General features: G+C 74.4%; 15 protein-coding genes. 7 read left to right on the top strand and 8 right to left on the bottom strand.

All coding sequences use genetic code 11. The features are described from left to right. Genes LQU92_RS10755 through LQU92_RS10745 form a run of 3 tightly spaced genes read right to left on the bottom strand, consistent with a single transcriptional unit; the run spans nt 1 to nt 3020 of the window. Entirely contained in the window at nt 1-1110 is a 1110-nt protein-coding gene (locus tag LQU92_RS10755) for a ribosome small subunit-dependent GTPase A (RefSeq protein ID WP_230780635.1), read from the bottom strand. Then, on the bottom strand, nt 1100-2464 hold the full coding sequence (gene aroA / locus LQU92_RS10750; protein ID WP_230780632.1) for a 3-phosphoshikimate 1-carboxyvinyltransferase: 1365 nt from the start codon (nt 2462-2464) through the stop codon (nt 1100-1102). The genes LQU92_RS10755 and aroA overlap by 11 nt, the downstream gene beginning before the upstream one ends. A 16-nt stretch (nt 2465-2480) precedes the next feature. Beyond that, a complete protein-coding gene (locus LQU92_RS10745; RefSeq protein ID WP_058859192.1) occupies nt 2481-3020 on the bottom strand; it encodes a DoxX family membrane protein in 540 nt (179 codons plus the stop codon). A 343-nt stretch (nt 3021-3363) separates the two neighbouring features. On the opposite strand from LQU92_RS10745, the gene LQU92_RS10740 reads away from it, so the two are divergent. Continuing rightward, nucleotides 3364-4050 (top strand): sigma-70 family RNA polymerase sigma factor, encoded by a 687-nt coding sequence (locus tag LQU92_RS10740; protein ID WP_230780630.1) that lies wholly within the window; start codon nt 3364-3366, stop codon nt 4048-4050. Nucleotides 4051-4052: 2 nt separating this feature from the next. Further along, on the top strand, nt 4053-4319 hold the full coding sequence (rsrA, locus tag LQU92_RS10735; protein WP_101852046.1) for a mycothiol system anti-sigma-R factor: 267 nt from the start codon (nt 4053-4055) through the stop codon (nt 4317-4319). Between the two features lie 122 nt (nt 4320-4441). Here the strand turns inward: rsrA and LQU92_RS15390 are convergent, their stop codons facing one another. The 3 genes from LQU92_RS15390 to LQU92_RS10725 form a co-directional block, all read right to left on the bottom strand. Beyond that, nucleotides 4442-4516, bottom strand: coding sequence for a 50S ribosomal protein bL37 (locus LQU92_RS15390; RefSeq protein WP_095343185.1), 75 nt, complete (start codon nt 4514-4516; stop codon nt 4442-4444). A gap of 151 nt (nt 4517-4667) precedes the next feature. Further along, nucleotides 4668-5267 (bottom strand): GDSL-type esterase/lipase family protein, encoded by a 600-nt coding sequence (locus LQU92_RS10730; RefSeq protein ID WP_101852047.1) that lies wholly within the window; start codon nt 5265-5267, stop codon nt 4668-4670. Between the two features lie 93 nt (nt 5268-5360). Further along, nucleotides 5361-9200 (bottom strand): multifunctional oxoglutarate decarboxylase/oxoglutarate dehydrogenase thiamine pyrophosphate-binding subunit/dihydrolipoyllysine-residue succinyltransferase subunit, encoded by a 3840-nt coding sequence (locus LQU92_RS10725; protein WP_230780628.1) that lies wholly within the window; start codon nt 9198-9200, stop codon nt 5361-5363. Nucleotides 9201-9475: 275 nt separating this feature from the next. Here LQU92_RS10725 and LQU92_RS10720 point away from each other — a divergent pair, with 275 nt between their 5' ends. The 3 genes from LQU92_RS10720 (at nt 9476) to LQU92_RS10710 (ending at nt 13515) form a co-directional block, all read left to right on the top strand. Continuing rightward, nucleotides 9476-10942 carry a GuaB1 family IMP dehydrogenase-related protein gene (locus tag LQU92_RS10720; RefSeq protein ID WP_230780627.1) on the top strand — a complete coding sequence of 489 codons (1467 nt, stop codon included), beginning with the start codon at nt 9476-9478 and terminating at the stop codon, nt 10940-10942. 165 nt (nt 10943-11107) lie between these two features. Further along, nucleotides 11108-12436 (top strand): hemolysin family protein, encoded by a 1329-nt coding sequence (locus LQU92_RS10715; protein WP_230780623.1) that lies wholly within the window; start codon nt 11108-11110, stop codon nt 12434-12436. Next, nucleotides 12433-13515 carry a hemolysin family protein gene (locus LQU92_RS10710; protein ID WP_230780613.1) on the top strand — a complete coding sequence of 361 codons (1083 nt, stop codon included), beginning with the start codon at nt 12433-12435 and terminating at the stop codon, nt 13513-13515. The genes LQU92_RS10715 and LQU92_RS10710 overlap by 4 nt, the downstream gene beginning before the upstream one ends. Before the next feature lie 10 nt (nt 13516-13525). Here the strand turns inward: LQU92_RS10710 and LQU92_RS10705 are convergent, their stop codons facing one another. After that, nucleotides 13526-14473: a diacylglycerol kinase family protein gene (locus tag LQU92_RS10705; protein ID WP_230780611.1), complete on the bottom strand. Its 948-nt coding sequence runs from the start codon at nt 14471-14473 to the stop codon at nt 13526-13528. A 13-nt stretch (nt 14474-14486) separates the two neighbouring features. Next, nucleotides 14487-14915, bottom strand: a complete 429-nt coding sequence (locus tag LQU92_RS10700) for a Fur family transcriptional regulator (protein ID WP_101852051.1) — start codon at nt 14913-14915, stop codon at nt 14487-14489. 109 nt (nt 14916-15024) lie between these two features. Between LQU92_RS10700 and LQU92_RS10695 the strand changes: the two genes are divergently transcribed. Both LQU92_RS10695 and LQU92_RS10690 read left to right on the top strand, forming a co-directional pair. Next, nucleotides 15025-15687, top strand: a complete 663-nt coding sequence (locus LQU92_RS10695; protein WP_230780608.1) for an MBL fold metallo-hydrolase — start codon at nt 15025-15027, stop codon at nt 15685-15687. Nucleotides 15688-15830: 143 nt separating this feature from the next. Continuing rightward, complete coding sequence (locus LQU92_RS10690) at nt 15831-16259, top strand: HIT family protein (RefSeq protein ID WP_230780605.1); 429 nt, start codon at nt 15831-15833, stop codon at nt 16257-16259. The last annotated feature ends 8 nt before the right edge of the window (nt 16260-16267 follow it).

Below are 16267 nucleotides of genomic sequence, written 5' to 3'. Positions count from 1 at the left end.
TCAGCCGACGCCCAGCTCCTTGTCCTCCGGGGCGTCCCCGGAGCCCTCGCGGGCCCGCAGCAGCCGCCGCAGCGACGCCAGCCGGGCGGCTCCCGCGGCGCCGGCCCGTCCCCGGGCGACCCAGCCGTCGAGGGCGCAGCCGGGGGAGTCCTCGGTGTGCCGGCAGCCCTTGGGGCACTCGGCGATGGCCTCGCCGAGCTCGTCGAACGCCTCGACGATCCGGTCGGGGTCCACGTGCGCGAGGCCGAAGGAGCGGATCCCCGGGGTGTCGATGATCCACGAGCCGGGGGAGGCGTCCTCGACCTTCAGGGCCAGGGCCGACGACGACGTGTGCCGGCCGCGCCCCGTCACGGCGTTGACCCCGCCGGTGGCGCGGTCGGCGCCCGTGAGGGCGTTGACGAGCGTGGACTTGCCGACCCCGGAGTGGCCCAGCAGCACGGAGACGCGCCCGTCCAGACGCTCCCGAAGGGCCTCGACGAGGCCCCTGTCCAGCGGCAGGCTCGCGCCGTCCCCGGCGGGCGCGGCGCCGGCGGCGGGCCCGGAGACGAGCACGGGCAGGTCGAGGGCCGTGTAGTGGGCCACCAGCCCGGCGGGGTCGCGCAGGTCGGTCTTGGTGATGCACAGCAGCGGGTCGATCCCGGCGTCGTAGGCGGCCACGAGCGCCCGGTCGACGAACCCGGTGCGCGGCTCGGGCTCGGCCGCCGCGACCACCACCACGAGCTGGTCCGCGTTGGCGACGACGACGCGCTCGACGGGGTCGTCGTCGTCGGCGCTGCGCCGCAGCACGGTCGAGCGCTCCTCGATGCGCACGAGGCGCGCGAGGGTGTCGGGGGCCCCGGTGACGTCGCCGACGAGCCCCACGAGGTCCCCGGCCACCACGGGGCGTCGGCGCAGCTCCTTGGCGCGCACGGCCACCACGAGTCGCTCCGCGTCGGTGTCCTCGTCGAGCACGGCCGTGTAGCGGCCGCGGTCCACCGTCACGACCCGGCCCGTGACGGCGTCCTCGTGGGCGGGCCGGTCCTTGGTGCGCGGCCGGGACCCGGACTTGTGCGCCCGCACCCGGACGTCGGTCTCGTCCCAGTCCCGGCGGGTGGAGCTCCTACGCGCCACGGCCCCGCTCCACGAGCTCGGCCCACAGCGCGGGGAACTCCGGCAGGGTCTTGGCGGTCGTGGCGATGTTCTCCACGACCACGTCCGGGACCACGAGCCCGACCACGGCGCCGGCGGTGGCCATCCGGTGGTCCTCGTAGCTGTGCCACGTCCCCCCGTGCAGCGGTGCCGGGCGGACGACCAGCCCGTCCGCCGTCTCCTCGGCGTCCCCGCCCACCCGGTTGATCTCGGCGACCAGCGCGGCCAGCCGGTCCGTCTCGTGCCCGCGCAGGTGGGCGATCCCGCGCAGCCGGGACGGGGTCGAGGCCACGGCGCAGATCGCGGCGACCGTCGGGGCGAGCTCCCCGGCCTCGGAGAGGTCGAGGTCCACGCCGCTGACGACCTCGGGCCCCGTCACGGTGAACGTCCCGCCGGCGAGCTCGGCCTGCGCCCCGAAGGCGGGCAGGATCTGCTTCCAGTGGTCCCCGCCCTGCGTGGTGCGCCCGGGCCACCGGGGCACGCTGACCCGGCCCCCCGTGACGACCGCCGCCGCGAGGAAGGGCCCGGCGTTGGAGAGGTCCTGCTCGACCTCCACGTCGAAGGCGCGCACCGGCCCGGGCGCCACCCGCCACTGCGAGGGCACGGTGTCGTCGACGTCCACGCCCAGCTCCCGCAGGACCTCCACCGTCATCTGCACGTGCGGCATCGAGGGCACCCCCCGGCCCCCCGCGCCGCGGTGGCGCAGCACGAGCCCCTCCTCGAAGCGCGGGGCGGCCAGCAGCAGGGCGGAGACGAACTGGCTCGAGCCCGTCGCGTCGATCTCCAGCTCCCCGCCGCGCACCCGGCCGGTGCCGTGCACGGTGAACGGCAGCCGGCCGCGCCCGTCGTCGTCCACGCGGACCCCGAGCTCGCGCAGGGCCCGCACCACCGGCGCCATGGGCCGCACGCGCGCGGCCGGGTCGCCGTCGAAGGTCACCGCCCGGCGGGTCAGCGCGGCGACGGGCGGGACGAAGCGCATGACCGTCCCTGCCAGCCCGCACTCGACCCGCACGGGGTCGCCGGCCTCCCGCGGGGCGGGGCCGATCACGAGGTCGGGGCCGAAGTCGCCGTCCCCGGGGACCTCCTCCACGGCGGCCCCGAGGGCGCGCAGGGCGGCCACCATCAGCCGGGAGTCGCGCGAGTGCAGGGGCTGGCGCAGCCGGCACGGGCCGTCGGCGAGGGCGGCGAGCAGCAGGTAGCGGTTGGTCAGGGACTTGGAGCCCGGCACCGTCAGGGCGCCGGAGACGGGGCGGGAGCCCGCGAACGGGGCCGGCCACAGCTCGTGCGGCGGGACCGGCCCCGCCGTGCCGGGCGCGGGGGCCTCGGGGTGTCTCACCGGTGGGACCCGCCGGTCAGGACTGCTTGACCGCGTGCTGGACGGCCTTCTCCGCCCGGGCGACCTGCTTCTGGGTGTCCTTGCCCAGCTTCCGCGCGTTCTTCTTCACGTCCTCGGCCAGGTGCTCGGCGCGCCAGAGGAGGGAGGGGCTGCCCTCGGTGTCGACGGCGGCGAGCATCACGGCCCCCACCAGCGAGCTGTTCTTGAAGGCGGTGCTGCGGCGGGCCGCCTTCTGCTCCGGGGTCCCGGCCTCGGCGGCGCGGTAGTCGGCGTAGGCGTTGAGGGCGGTCGTCGTCACGAGCACGCCCGCCGAGAGGCGGGGGAGGCGGCCGAGGGCGAAGAGCACGGCCGCGCCGACCTGGGCGGCGGCGAGGCCCTGGGCCACCATCGCGGGGTTGCCCAGCGCGGGGCCGGCCTGCGGGAAGGCCTTGCCGGCCGCGGTGACGACCGGGGCGAGGTGCTGGGCGGCGCTCGACGAGTTGCGGAAGGACTCGACGCCGTTGGCCACGTAGCCGGTGGCCAGCAGCGGGCGGGCGATGCGACGGACGATGCTCATGGTCTTCTCCTCTGCGGCCGGCAACCGCGGGGTCGGGTCGTGCGGGACGGGGCTGCGGCGGAGGCCGCCGCCCGTTCCATCCTAGCCGCGCCCTCCCGCGCGGGGGCCAGCGCCGCCCCGGGGCGGCGGGCCCGCGCGGCACCGGCGCGTGCCGCGCGGCCGGTGCCGCGCGGGGCGCGGCGGGGAATAGCGGCCCGGGGGTGCCCCGTTGCACCAGGGGAGCAGGACCGGGGACCCCGGTCGTCGTCGTGCGAGCACCCGTGGGCACCGGCCCGCCGGGGGGAAGGAGGAGCCGTCGCCCCCGCCCCCAGCGCCCGCCCCGCCCGCCGTAGGATGGGCGGTGATGAACGAGCAGAACCAGCAGGAGGCCGTCCCCGCCCGGACCGAGCCGCCCGTCGACGTCGCCACCGAGACCACCGAGGACCGCAAGGCGCGCTTCGAGCGGGACGCGATGGAGTACGTGGACCAGCTCTACGCGGCCGCCCTGCGGATGGCCCGCAACCCCGCCGACGCGGAGGACCTGGTGCAGGAGGCCTACACCAAGGCGTTCTCGGCCTTCCACCAGTACCGGCCCGGGACCAACCTCAAGGCGTGGCTGTACCGGATCCTGACCAACACCTACATCAACCTCTACCGCAAGCGCCAGCGCGAGCCGCAGCAGGCGAACACCGACACGGTGGAGGACTGGCAGCTGCACCGGGCGGAGTCCCACACCTCCTCGGGCCTGCGCTCGGCGGAGGTGGAGGCCCTGGACCACCTGCCCGACTCCGACGTCAAGCGGGCCCTGCAGGAGCTGCCCGAGGAGTTCCGGCTGGCGGTGTACTTCTCGGACGTGGAGGGCTTCGCCTACAAGGAGATCTCCGAGATCATGGACACCCCCATCGGCACGGTGATGTCCCGCCTGCACCGCGGGCGCAAGCTCCTGCGCGAGAAGCTGGCCGACTACGCCGCCGAGCGCGGCTTCGACACCTCGAAGGTCACGGCGGACCGGAAGGCCGCCGCGGACAAGAAGAAGGAAGAGGACCACTAGACATGGCCGACTGCGAGAGCCTGGGAGGCTGCACGGACGAGCGGATCCGGCGGATCTACGAGTACCTCGACGGGGTGCTCCCGGCGGACGACCTCGAGGACATCCACGGGCACCTGCGCGAGTGCCCGGCCTGCGCCCGGGAGTACGACCTGGAGTGCGTGATCCGCTCGGTCGTCCGGCGCTCCTGCTCGGAGACGGCCCCGGCCGACCTGAAGGTCTCGATCCTCGCCCGGATCCACGCCCAGCGACAGGGACCGCCGGCGGCCTGAGGCGAGGGCCCCGCGCCCTTCCGGCGCCGCGGGACCCGGACGGGCACGGACGTGCGGAAGGGCCCCGGACCGATCGGTCCGGGGCCCTTCCGTCCACGGCGGTGCCGGGTCCGCGGGGGACCTCAGGCGTTGGGGCGCTTGCCGTGGTTGGCGCCGCCCTTGCGGCGGTCCTTGCGCTTGCGTCCTCGCTTGCTCATGCGAGCCTCCTGTCTTCCGCGGGGGTGCCGCGGTGGATCGTGGTCGTCGTCGTCCGTTCCCGCACGGTCGGGGACCGCAGCGGTGGCCGGACGGGGCACTGCCCGCCATTGTCTCACACGCCCCGCGCCGTCGTGGCGCGGCGGGGCGGGGTCACTGCGGCTCGGGCAGGTCCAGCCAGGCGTACCAGCCGCGGTGGAGCACGAGCCAGGCCATCAGCCCGTAGCCGGCCTGCCCGGGGCGGCCGTGGTTGGCCGCGAGGTCCTTGCGCCACTGCTCGTGGTGCTGGAGGGGGTTGAAGGTGTCCACGTAGACGTGGTTGCGCCGGGTGGTGACGTCCGCGTACGCCGCGGAGAGGTCGGCGATCCGCCGGTTGCGCTCCGTGTCCAGGGTGGGCGGGGGGCCGACGACGAGCACGCGCACGTTGTTCTGCGAGGCGGTGTCGATGATGTTGGCCATGTTCAGCCGCGAGCGGGCGCTCGTGATGCTCAGGTCGATGTCCCGGGTGGAGGGCGCGATGACCAGGCGGTTGTCGTGGCCGGGGGCGAAGCGGCGGCCCGCCTCGCCGAGCCAGCGCTCGTTCAGCGACTCGCTGCCCTCGTCCGGTGCGGCGAGGTTGTAGGCGGACACGGGCGCCGCGTGGCGCGGGGTCCGGGCCATGACCCGCCCGAACCAGCCCAGGGCCCGGGGGTCGCCCTCGCCGGCCAGCAGCTCGTCACCGACCGCGACAATTCTGATCCTTCGTTGCTCCACGTCGTTCTTCCTGCTCGGGGGATGGGGGCGGGGCGCAGTGCGGGGCGGCGGGGGCCGCAGCCCCCGCCGCCCCGCACTGCGCGGTGCGCGTGCTCAGGCGCGCTCGAACGCCGTCTGGACGAGGGTCTCCAGCTCGGCGGTGTGCCGCTTCGCGGAGCCGTTGGCCGGGGAGGCCGAGGCCGGGCGGGAGGCCAGCCGGACCTTCCGGTCGAGCTCGGGCACCAGGTTCACGGCCATGAACGGCCAGGCGCCCTGGTTGGCGGGCTCGTCCTGGGCCCAGGTCAGCCGCGCCTGCGGGTACTTGGCCAGCTCCTCCTTGATCTCGGCCAGCGGCAGCGGGTGCAGCTGCTCGACGCGCACGATCGCGGTGGTGGTGTCCCGGTTCTTCTCCCGGGCGGCCGCCAGGTCGTAGTAGAGCCGGCCGGAGACCAGCACCACGTCGGTGACCTTCGCCGCGTCCAGCCCGGCCCGGTCGCCGATCACCGGGCGGAACGTGCCGTCGGTGAACTCCTCCACGGGGGAGGCGGCGGCCTTCAGGCGCAGCAGCTGCTTGGGCGTGGCCACGACCAGCGGCTTGCGCGGGCGGCTGTAGGCCTGCCGGCGCAGCAGGTGGAAGTGGTTGGCCGGGGTGGAGGGGTTGGCCACGACCATGTTCTTCTCCGCGCACAGCTGCAGGAAGCGCTCGATGCGCGCCGAGGAGTGGTCCGGGCCCTGGCCCTCGTAGCCGTGCGGCAGCAGCAGCACCAGCGAGGAGCGCTGGCCCCACTTCTGCTCGGCCGAGGCGATGAACTCGTCGACGACGATCTGGGCGCCGTTGACGAAGTCGCCGAACTGGGCCTCCCACACGGTCAGCGCCTCGGGGCGCTCCACGGAGTAGCCGTACTCGAAGCCCATGACGGCGTACTCGGACAGCAGGGAGTTGTAGATCGCCAGCCGCTCCTGGTCGCCGGCCAGGTGGTTCAGCGGGGTCCACTCGGCGCCGGTCTCCGCGTCGAAGAACACGGCGTGGCGCTGGGTGAACGTGCCGCGGCGGACGTCCTGGCCGGACATCCGCACCGGCACGCCCTCCATGAGCAGGGAGCCGAAGGCCATGAGCTCGCCCATGCCCCAGTCGACGCCGCCCTCGCGGGTCATCGCCTCGCGGCGCTCCAGGAGCTTGCGCAGCTTCTTGTGCACCGTGAAGTCCTCGGGGATCTCCAGGTGGGCCGCGCCGATCCGCTGGGCGGCCTCGGTCGAGATCGCGGTCGAGCGGGGGATGGACACCCCGGAGTCCGCCTGCTGGGCAGAGGGGCGCTCGATGTTGGAGATCGCGGCGGAGTCGCCGGTGACCAGCGGGATCGAGGAGGTCTGCGCCTCGTGCGTCTCGGCGAAGACCCGCTCCAGGCGCTCCTGGTAGTCCTTCAGCGCCCGGTCGGCCTCCTCCTGCGTGATGTCGCCGCGGCCCACGAGGTTCTCGGTGTAGATCTTGCGGGTCGAGCGCTTCTGCTCGATGAGGTCGTACATCAGCGGCTGGGTCATCGAGGGATCGTCGCCCTCGTTGTGCCCACGCCGGCGGTAGCACATCAGGTCGATGACCACGTCCTTGTGGAAGGCCTGCCGGTAGGCGAAGGCCATCTGGCCCACGTGGGTGACGGCCTCGGGGTCGTCGGCGTTGACGTGGAAGATCGGGGCCTGGAAGCCCTTGGCGATGTCGGTCGCGTAGGTCGAGGAGCGCGCCGCCGAGGGCGCGGTCGTGAAGCCCACCTGGTTGTTGACGATCACGTGGACCGTGCCGCCGACCGCGTAGCCGGGCAGCAGGGCCATCTGCAGCACCTCGGCCACCACGCCCTGTCCCGCGAACGCGGCGTCGCCGTGGACCTGGATGGGCAGCACCGGGAAGGTGCCGTCGCCCTCGGGGCCGGCGCCCAGCACGTCGGTCTTGGCGCGCACGATGCCCTCGATCACCGGGTCGGCCGCCTCGAGGTGCGAGGGGTTCGCGGCGAGGTAGACCTGGGTCTCGTTGCCGTTGTCCGAGGTGAAGGTGCCCTCCGTGCCCAGGTGGTACTTCACGTCCCCGGAGCCCTCGGTGGTGCGCGGGTCCTGGCTGCCCTCGAACTCCCGGAACACCTGGGCGTAGGACTTCCCGGCGATGTTGGTCAGCACGTTGAGCCGGCCGCGGTGGGCCATGGCGATGCCGACCCCGGCCAGCCCGGCGTCGGCCGCGTCCGAGATGATCTCGTCCAGCAGCGGGATGAGGGACTCGCCGCCCTCGAGGGAGAAGCGCTTCTGCCCGACGTACTTCGTCTGCAGGAACGTCTCGAAGGCCTCGGCGGCGTTGAGCCGGCCGAGGATGCGGAACTGCTCCTCGCGGGAGGGCTTCTGGTAGCCGTGCTCGAGCTGGTCCTGGAACCACTCGCGCTCCTCCGGCTCCTGCAGGTGCATGTACTCCACGCCCACGGTGCGGCAGTAGGCGTCGCGCAGCCGGCCGAGGATCGTGCGCAGGCTCAGCACGTCGGCCCCGCCGAAGCCGCCGGTGGGCCACTCCCGGTCGAGGTCCCACAGGGACAGCCCGTAGGTGAGCACGTCGAGGTCCGGGTGCTTGCGCATCACGTACTCGAGGGGGTTGGTGTCGGCCATGAGGTGCCCGCGCACCCGGTAGGCGTGGATCAGCTGCTGGATCCGGGCGACCTTGTTGACCTGGATCTCGGGGTTGACCTGGTTGTCCACGGCCCAGCGCACGGGCTCGTAGGGGATCCGCAGGGCCTCGAAGATCTCGTCGTAGAACCCGTCCTCGCCCAGCAGGTAGGACTCGATCAGGCGCAGGAACTCGCCCGAGCCGGCGCCCTGGATGACCCGGTGGTCGTAGGTCGAGGTCAGGGTGATGATCTTGGACACGCCCTGGCGGGCGATGGTCTTGGGGGAGGCGCCCTTGAACTCGGCGGGGTAGTCGAGCGCGCCCACGCCGATGATGCACGCCTGGCCCTTCGACAGCCGCGGCACGGAGTGGACGGTGCCGATGCCGCCGGGGTTGGTCAGGGACACCGTGGTGCCCTGGTAGTCCTCCATGGTCAGCTCGTTGGTGCGGGCCCGGCGGACGATGTCCTCGTAGGCGGACCAGAACTGCTGGAAGCCCATGGTCTCGGCGCCCTTGATGTTCGGCACCACGAGGTTGCGGGAGCCGTCCTTGTTGGGGATGTCGATGGCCAGGCCGAAGTTCACGTGCGCGGGGTGGATCGCGACCGGCTTGCCGTCCTGCTCGTCGTAGACGACGTTCTGGGACGGGAAGTTGGCGAGGGCCTTGATCACGGCGTAGCCGATGAGGTGCGTGAACGAGACCTTGCCGCCGCGGTTGCGGGCGAGGTGGCTGTTGATGACGATCCGGTTGTCGATCAGCAGCTTCGCGGGCACGGCGCGCACGGTCGTGGCCGTGGGCACGGTCAGGGAGGCGTCCATGTTCGCGGCCACGGCCTTGGCGGGCCCGCGCAGCTTGACGACCTGGTCCTCGGCCGGCGGCTCCGGGGCGGCGGCGCGCGGCTGGGCCGGCTGGGCGGGGATGGGGCGCTTGGACGCGGTCTCGCCGTGCTCGGTCTCCGGGCGGTTCTCGGCCTTCGCCCCGGACTTGGCGGGGGCGGGGGCGGCCGCCCGGGACGCGGCCGGGCGCTGCGCGGGCTTCTCCGCCGGCTTCGCGGGCTGCTGCTCCGGGGCGGGCTTCTTCCCGGCCGGCTGGGCGGTCGACGCGGGCTTCTCCGCCGGCCCCGCGGCCTGCTTCCCGGCCGGCTGCGAGGCGGCGGGCTCCGGTGCCGCGCCGTCCTCCGCGCTCATGGCCTCGAACACCGGCCACCACTTGCGGTCGACCGAGTTCCGGTCCTCCTGGTACTTCTCGAAGAGTTCGTCGACGAGCCACTCGTTACCTGCGAATTCTTCAGGGATCAGATGCTGTGGCTGATGTGGCACGGGGAATACGCCTCTTCCATGTTGTTCGCGCGGGAGCCTCCTGTCCGGTCCCCGCAGTGTCGGTGTGCCGGCGGCGTCCGGACCTGCCGCCGGGCTCGTCGCGGCCGCGGCCGCCCGGGGACCGGCCGGCTCGTCCTCCGGGACGTCCCGGCCGGTCGTCCGGGCGGGCGCGGCCGTACCTCCGGTCGAGTCTAGTGACGCGCGCGGCGGCATGGCTAGTCCGCGCGGGGCGGGCCCCGGCGGCGTGTCGGGGGCCCGCCGCTAGACTGGCGGGCGTGCGCTTCCTCAACACCCCCACCTCGGACCTGACCTACGACGACGTCTTCCTCGTCCCCTCCAGCTCCCGCGTCACCTCGCGCTTCAACGTCGACCTCGCCCCCCGCGACGGCACCGGCGCCACGGTCCCGCTGATCGCGGCGAACATGACGGCGGTCACCGGCCGGCGCATGGTCGAGACCCTGGCCCGCCGCGGCGGGCTGGGCGTCCTCCCGCAGGACATCCCGCTGGACGTCATCGCCGAGGTGGTCGGGTGGGTCAAGGAGCGCTCGCCCCGCTTCGAGACCCCCGTGGTGCTGGCCCCCGAGGACACCGTGCACGACGCCCTGGGGATCATGCACAAGCGCCCGCACGGCGCCGTGGTCGTGTGCGGGCCCGGCCGCACCTACCGGGGCGTGGTCCTGGCGGGAGACTGCACGGAGGTGGACCGCTTCACCCAGCTGGGCTCGATCATGCGCACCGACGCCCCCGTCCTGCCGCTGGCCGACGTGCTGGCCGACGGCGCGCACGCGCAGCACGGCGTCCTGGCCGCCGCCTACGACCGCCTGACGCAGTCGCGGGTGCACGTGGCCCCCGTCCTCGACGGCGACGAGGTCGTGGGCGTGCTCACCCGCAAGGGCGCCGTGCGCTCCACCATCTACACCCCCGCCCTCGACGACGCCGGGCGGCTGCGGGTCGGGGCCGCCGTCGGCATCAACGGCGACGTCCGCGGCAAGGCGCGCGCCCTCGTCGAGGCCGGCGTGGACGTGCTCGTCGTCGACACCGCCCACGGCCACCAGCGGCGGATGCTCGAGGCCCTCGGGGCCGTGCGCGCCGTGGCCCCCGACGTCCCGGTCGCGGCCGGCAACGTGGTGACCGCCGACGGCGTGCAGGATCTCGTCGACGCCGGCGCCGACATCGTCAAGGTCGGGGTCGGCCCCGGTGCGATGTGCACGACCCGGATGATGACGGCCGTGGGCCGCCCCCAGTTCTCGGCCGTGCTCGAGTGCGCGGAGGCCGCCGCCGGCCTGGGCCGCCACGTCTGGGCCGACGGCGGGGTCAAGCACCCGCGCGACGTCGCCCTCGCGCTCGCGGCCGGGGCCAGCCAGGTGATGATCGGCTCCTGGTTCGCCGGTACCCACGAGGGGCCCGGGGACCTCAACGTCGACGCCGACGGGCGGATGTACAAGGAGAGCTTCGGGATGGCCTCGACCCGCGCCGTGCGCGAGCGCACCCGGGAGGAGGGCGCCTTCGCCCGGGCCCGCAAGGCCCTGTTCGAGGAGGGCATCTCCAGCTCCAAGATGTACCTCGACCCGCAGCGCCCGGGGGTGGAGGACCTCGTGGACCACATCACCGCCGGGGTGCGCAGCTCCATGACCTACGCGGGGGCCACGACGCTCGAGCAGTTCGCCGCGCGGGCGGTCGTGGGCGTGCAGTCCCGCTCCGGCTACGAGGAGGGCCGGGCACGGCCCGTCAGCTGGTCCTGAGCCGCCGGGGCTCCGGTATCCTGGAGCTCCCATGGACTCGTACAGTAGTTGCCGGCCCGGCCGCGGCGTCCCCCGCCGCGGCCCCCGCGCCGGCGCCCCCCGTTCCCCCCGCCCCGCCGCTCCCGCCCCCGGGCGCGGACCGGCCTCCCGGGGAGGCCCCGCCTGATGGACTGGTTGCTGCTGGCCACGGGCCTGCTGCTGATCCTCGGCACCGGCTTCTTCGTCGCCGTGGAGTTCTCCCTGGTGGCCCTGGACCAGACCACGGTCCGCCGGGCCATCGCCGAGGGCGACCGCCGGGCCGAGCCCCTGCTGAAGTGCCTGCGCTCGCTGTCCACCCAGCTCTCGAGCTGCCAGCTCGGGATCACGCTGACGACGCTGCTGACCGGCTACACCCTCGACCTCGCGCTCCAGTCGTTCCTGCGCGAGCCGATCATGGACCTCACCGGCCTCTCCGCCGCGGCCGCCGGGGGCGTGACCCTGACGATCTCGATGCTGATCTCCACGCTGCTGTCGATGCTCGTGGGCGAGCTCGTGCCGAAGAACTGGGCGATCGCCGAGGCCTACCGGGTCGGGCGCGCCCTGGCCCGCCCCCAGCTGGTGTTCACCGCAGTGTTCAAGCCGTTCGTGCTGGGCCTCAACGGCGTGGCGAACCGGGTGCTGCACCTGTTCGGCATGGAGGCCAAGGAGGAGCTCTCCGGGGCCCGCTCGCCCGAGGAGCTGTCCTCGATGGTGCGCCGCTCCGCGAAGATGGGCACCCTCGACGCCGGGACGGCCGCGTTCGTGGCCAAGACCCTCACCTTCGCCGAGCGCACCGCAGCGGACGTGATGACCCCCCGCATCCGGGTGCAGATGCTCGACTCCCACGACTCCGTGGCCGAGGTCGTGGCCGTGGCCTCCCGCACCGGCCACTCCCGCTTCCCCGTCGTCGACGACTCCCCGGACGAGATCCGCGGCGTGGTCCACGTCAAGAAGGCCGTGGCCGTGCCGGCCGACCGCCGAGCCGCCCTGGAGTGCGGGGCGATCATGGAGGACGTGCTGCGCGTGCCCGAGACCGTCCACCTCGACTCCCTGCTCGTGCAGCTGCGCTCCGGGGGTCTGCAGATGGCCGTGGTCGTCGACGAGTGGGGCGGCACGGCCGGCGTCGTGACCCTCGAGGACCTCGTGGAGGAGGTCGTCGGCGAGGTCTCCGACGAGCACGACCGGATCAGCCCCGGCGCCCTGCAGTCGGCCAGCGGCGAGTGGACCTTCCCGGGCCTGCTCCGCCCCGACGAGGTCTCCGAGCAGATCATCGAGCTCGACATCGAGGACGGGCCCGCCTACGAGACCATGGGGGGCTTCATGATGGACCGCCTGGGCCAGGTCCCGCGCGTGGGCGACGCCGTGCCCGTCCAGGGCGGGGTGCTCGAGGTCGCCCGCATGGACGGGCGCCGGGTGGACCGGATCCGGTTCGTGCCCGCGCCGGCCCCGGCGCCGACCGAGGAGGCGACCCGATGAGCGACTGGGCAGGACTGGCCTGGCTCGTGGTGCTGCTCGCGGGCAACGCCTTCTTCGTGGGCGGGGAGTTCGCCGTCATGTCCGCGCGGCGCTCGCAGATCGAGCCGCTCGCGGAGACCGGGCACAAGCGGGCGCGCACCGCCCTCTACGCCATGGAGCACGTCTCCCTCATGCTGGCGTGCTGCCAGCTGGGCATCACCGTGTGCTCGCTGCTGATCCTCAACATCTCCGAGCCCGCGCTGCACCACCTGGTCTCGGGCCCGCTCGGCCGGCTCGGGGTGCCGGCCGAGGTCGCCGACGTCAGCGGCTTCCTCACCGCGCTCGTGGTCGTGACCTTCCTGCACGTGGTGCTGGGGGAGATGGTGCCGAAGAACATGTCGGTCTCCGCCGCGGACCGGGCCGTGCTGCTGCTCGCGCCGCCGCTCGTGCTGGTCTCGAAGCTGGTGCGCCCGGTGATCGCGACCCTGAACTGGACGGCCAACCACGTGCTGCGGCTGATGGGCATCGAGCCCAAGGACGAGGTCTCCTCGACCTTCACCCTGGACGAGCTGCAGTCGATCGTCGAGGAGTCCACCAAGGAGGGCACGGTCGCCGACGAGACCGGCCTGCTCTCCGGCGCCCTGGAGTTCTCCGCCAAGCGCGCCGCGGACGTCATGGTCCCGCTCTCGCACCTGGTGACCCTGCCCGTGGACGCCTCCGCGGCCGACGTCGAGAAGGCCGTGGCCCGCACGGGCTTCTCCCGCTTCGCCCTCGCCGAGGCCGACGGCGAGCTCAACGGCTACCTGCACCTGAAGGACGTGCTCTCCGTGCCGCACGGGCGCTACACCGAGCCCGTCCCGGTGACCCGGGTGCGCTCCCTGGCGAACCTGCCCCCGGACATGGAGATCGACGAGGCCCTGGCGGTGATGCAGCGCACCGGCTCGCACCTGGCCCGCATCGTCGACGCCGGCGGGGCCACGACCGGCGTGCTGTTCCTCGAGGACGTCATCGAGGAGCTCGTGGGCGAGATCCGCGACACGACCCAGGACCGGCGGCTGCGCCGCGGCGACCGCGTCGACAGCACCGACCCGCCCCGCTGAGCGGCGCCGCTCAGGCGAGCACGCCCACCGCGCCGGGCAGCACGTCCACCCGCAGCGGGGTGGGGCCGGCCCGCTCGCCGTCGGCGTAGGCGACCACGCCCGGGGCCTCGAGCACCACGGAGCGCACGCGCTCGACGCGCACGCACGGCAGCCGGGTGTGCCGTCCCGCGAGCAGCGCCGGCAGCAGGGCCAGCAGCCGGGCCCGGCCCAGGGGGTCCACCCCGACCAGCTCGAGCAGCCCGTCGTCGGCCCGGGCGTCCGGGGCGATCCGCAGCCCCCCGCCGAAGGACGAGGTGTTGGCGAGGTCGAGCAGCAGCCCCGGCCGGTGCGCGGTGCGCGTGCGCCCGGCGGCGTCGACGGTCTCGAGCCGGTAGTCCAGGGGCCGCAGCCGTCGCAGCTCCACGAGCATCGCCGCGAGGTAGCGGGCCGCCCCCCGCAGGTGGGGCCGGCGGTTGGCGCGCTCGTTGACGGCCGCGTCGAAGCCGGCCGCCAGGACCGTGCCGAAGTGCACCGTGCGCCCGTCACCGGTCCGGGCCCGGCCCACGTCCAGGCGGGGCGGGGGCGGGCCGTCGAGCCGGCGCAGGATCCGCCCGGCGGCCGCCTCCGGGGCCTCGCGCGGAATCCCCAGGTGGCGGGCGAGGTCGTTGCCGGTGCCGCACGGGACCAGGCCCAGGGGCACGTCCGCGCCCTGGGGGCCGAGCCCGACGAGCACGCCGAGCACCGCCTGGACCACGCCGTCCCCGCCCACGGCCACGACCGCCCGCACCGGGGCGGCCGGCTCCCGCAGGTGCTGCCGGAGGAGCTCCAGCAGGGACCCGAGGTCGGCGGCGGCGAGCACCACCGGCTCCAGCCCCCAGACGCGCAGCACGCCCGCGGCCCGCTCGGCGTGCTCGAGGCCGCGGCCGCGCCCGGCGCGGGGGTTGACGGCCAGCACCACGGTGCCCCCGGCAGGACTCACCGCGACCGGCCGCTCACGCGTCGTCCCGGGCCCCGCACGCGGCGCACAGCCCCGTGATCTCCACGGTGTGCTCGACCCGGGTGAAGCCGTGGGCGGCGGCGGTGCGCCCGGCCCACTCCTCCACGGCCGGGGCCTCGAGCTCCACGGTCGCCCCGCAGCGGCGGCACACGAGGTGGTGGTGGTGGTGCTCGGCGGCGCAGCGGCGGTAGATCGCCTCGCCGTCGTCGGAGCGCAGCACGTCGAGCTCCCCGAGCTCGCTCATCGACTGCAGGACCCGGTACGTCGTGGCCAGCGACACCGACTCCCCGCGCCGGCGCAGCAGCGCGTGCAGGTCCTGCGTCGAGATGAAGTCCTCGAGCCCGTCCAGGGCCTCGGCGACCGCCCGGCGCTGCCGGGTGTTGCGGATCTCGCCGGTGCCGCGCCCGGCCGTCCGTGCGCCCACTGCCGTTGCCTCCTCCCGCCCCGGGCGGTGCGCGCGGGGCGCTCCCCAGCTTAACAACTGCCGGGCCCACCGCCGCGGGCCGCGGCGGCGGGCCCGCTAGGCTGGCGGGATGGAGCTGATCAAGTACACCCACTCGTGCGTGCGGCTCGAGAAGGACGGGCGGGTGCTCGTCCTGGACCCGGGGGTCTTCTCCGGGGCGGAGGAGCTGGCCCGGGCCCTCGACGGCGCCCACCACGTGCTGATCACGCACGAGCACCCGGACCACCTCGACGCGGAGGCCCTGCAGGCCCACCTGCAGGCCCACCCGGAGACCGTCGTGCACGCCCCGCCCGCCGTGGCCGCCGGGCTGCGCGAGGCCCTGGGGGAGCGGTGCGCGGTCCACGACGCCGGGGCGGGGCAGGTGCTCGAGCTCGACGGGTTCACCGTGCGCACCTTCGGCGGCCAGCACGCCCTGATCCACCCGCTGATCCGCACCGTGGACAACGTCGGCTACCTCGTCGACGACACCGTCTACCACCCCGGGGACTCGTTCGTCGTCCCGCACGACGTCACGGCCCCCGTGCTGCTGGCGCCGCTGCACGCGCCGTGGAGCCGGATGGCCGAGGTGATCGACTTCGTGGTCTCCGCGCGGCCGCGCCGGGTGTTCCCGGTGCACGACGCCCTGCTCTCCGACAACGGCCTCGGGGTCGTCGAGAAGCAGGTCTCCGCCTTCGCCGCGACGTACGGCGTCGCCTACCGGCGCCTGGTCCCCGGCGAGCGCGTCACCCTCTAGCCGCCCGGCCCGCCGCTGCCCGCCCTCCGGGGCCGCCCCGCCCGGGAACGGCCCCGCCCGGGAACGGCCCCGCCCGGGTGCGGGCTCCGGGCGGCCGCACCGCACCCCGTCCGCACCGTTTCCCCCGACCGAAAGGCGTTCCCGTGAGCACCGTGTTCACCAAGATCATCGACGGCGAGATCCCCGGCCGCTTCGTGTGGCGCGACGAGCGCGCCGTGGCGTTCCTGTCCATCGACCCGCTCGCGCAGGGCCACACCCTGGTGGTCCCGCGCGAGGAGATCGACCACTGGATCGACCTGCCCGAGGACCTCGCCCTGCACCTGATGGCCGTCTCGCGCACCATCGGCCGGGCCCTCGACGCCGTGTGGCGCCCCGCCCGCGTGGGGCAGATGATCCAGGGCTTCGAGGTGCCCCACACCCACGTGCACGTGTGGCCGGCGCAGTCGGTCGAGCAGTTCCAGTTCGCCAACGTGATCCGCGATCCGGACCCGGCCTGGATGGACGAGGCCGCCGAGCGCCTGCGCACCGCGCTGCGGGAGGCCGGGCACGGGGAGCACGTGCCCGCCGGCTGACCCGCGGG

Origin of the sequence: Kocuria sp. LUK, assembly GCF_021012935.1 — a bacterium.
GTDB lineage: Bacteria > Actinomycetota > Actinomycetes > Actinomycetales > Micrococcaceae > Kocuria > Kocuria flava.
Note: the sequence above shows the minus strand (reverse complement) of the source record. Positions and strands in the feature narration are given on the sequence as shown.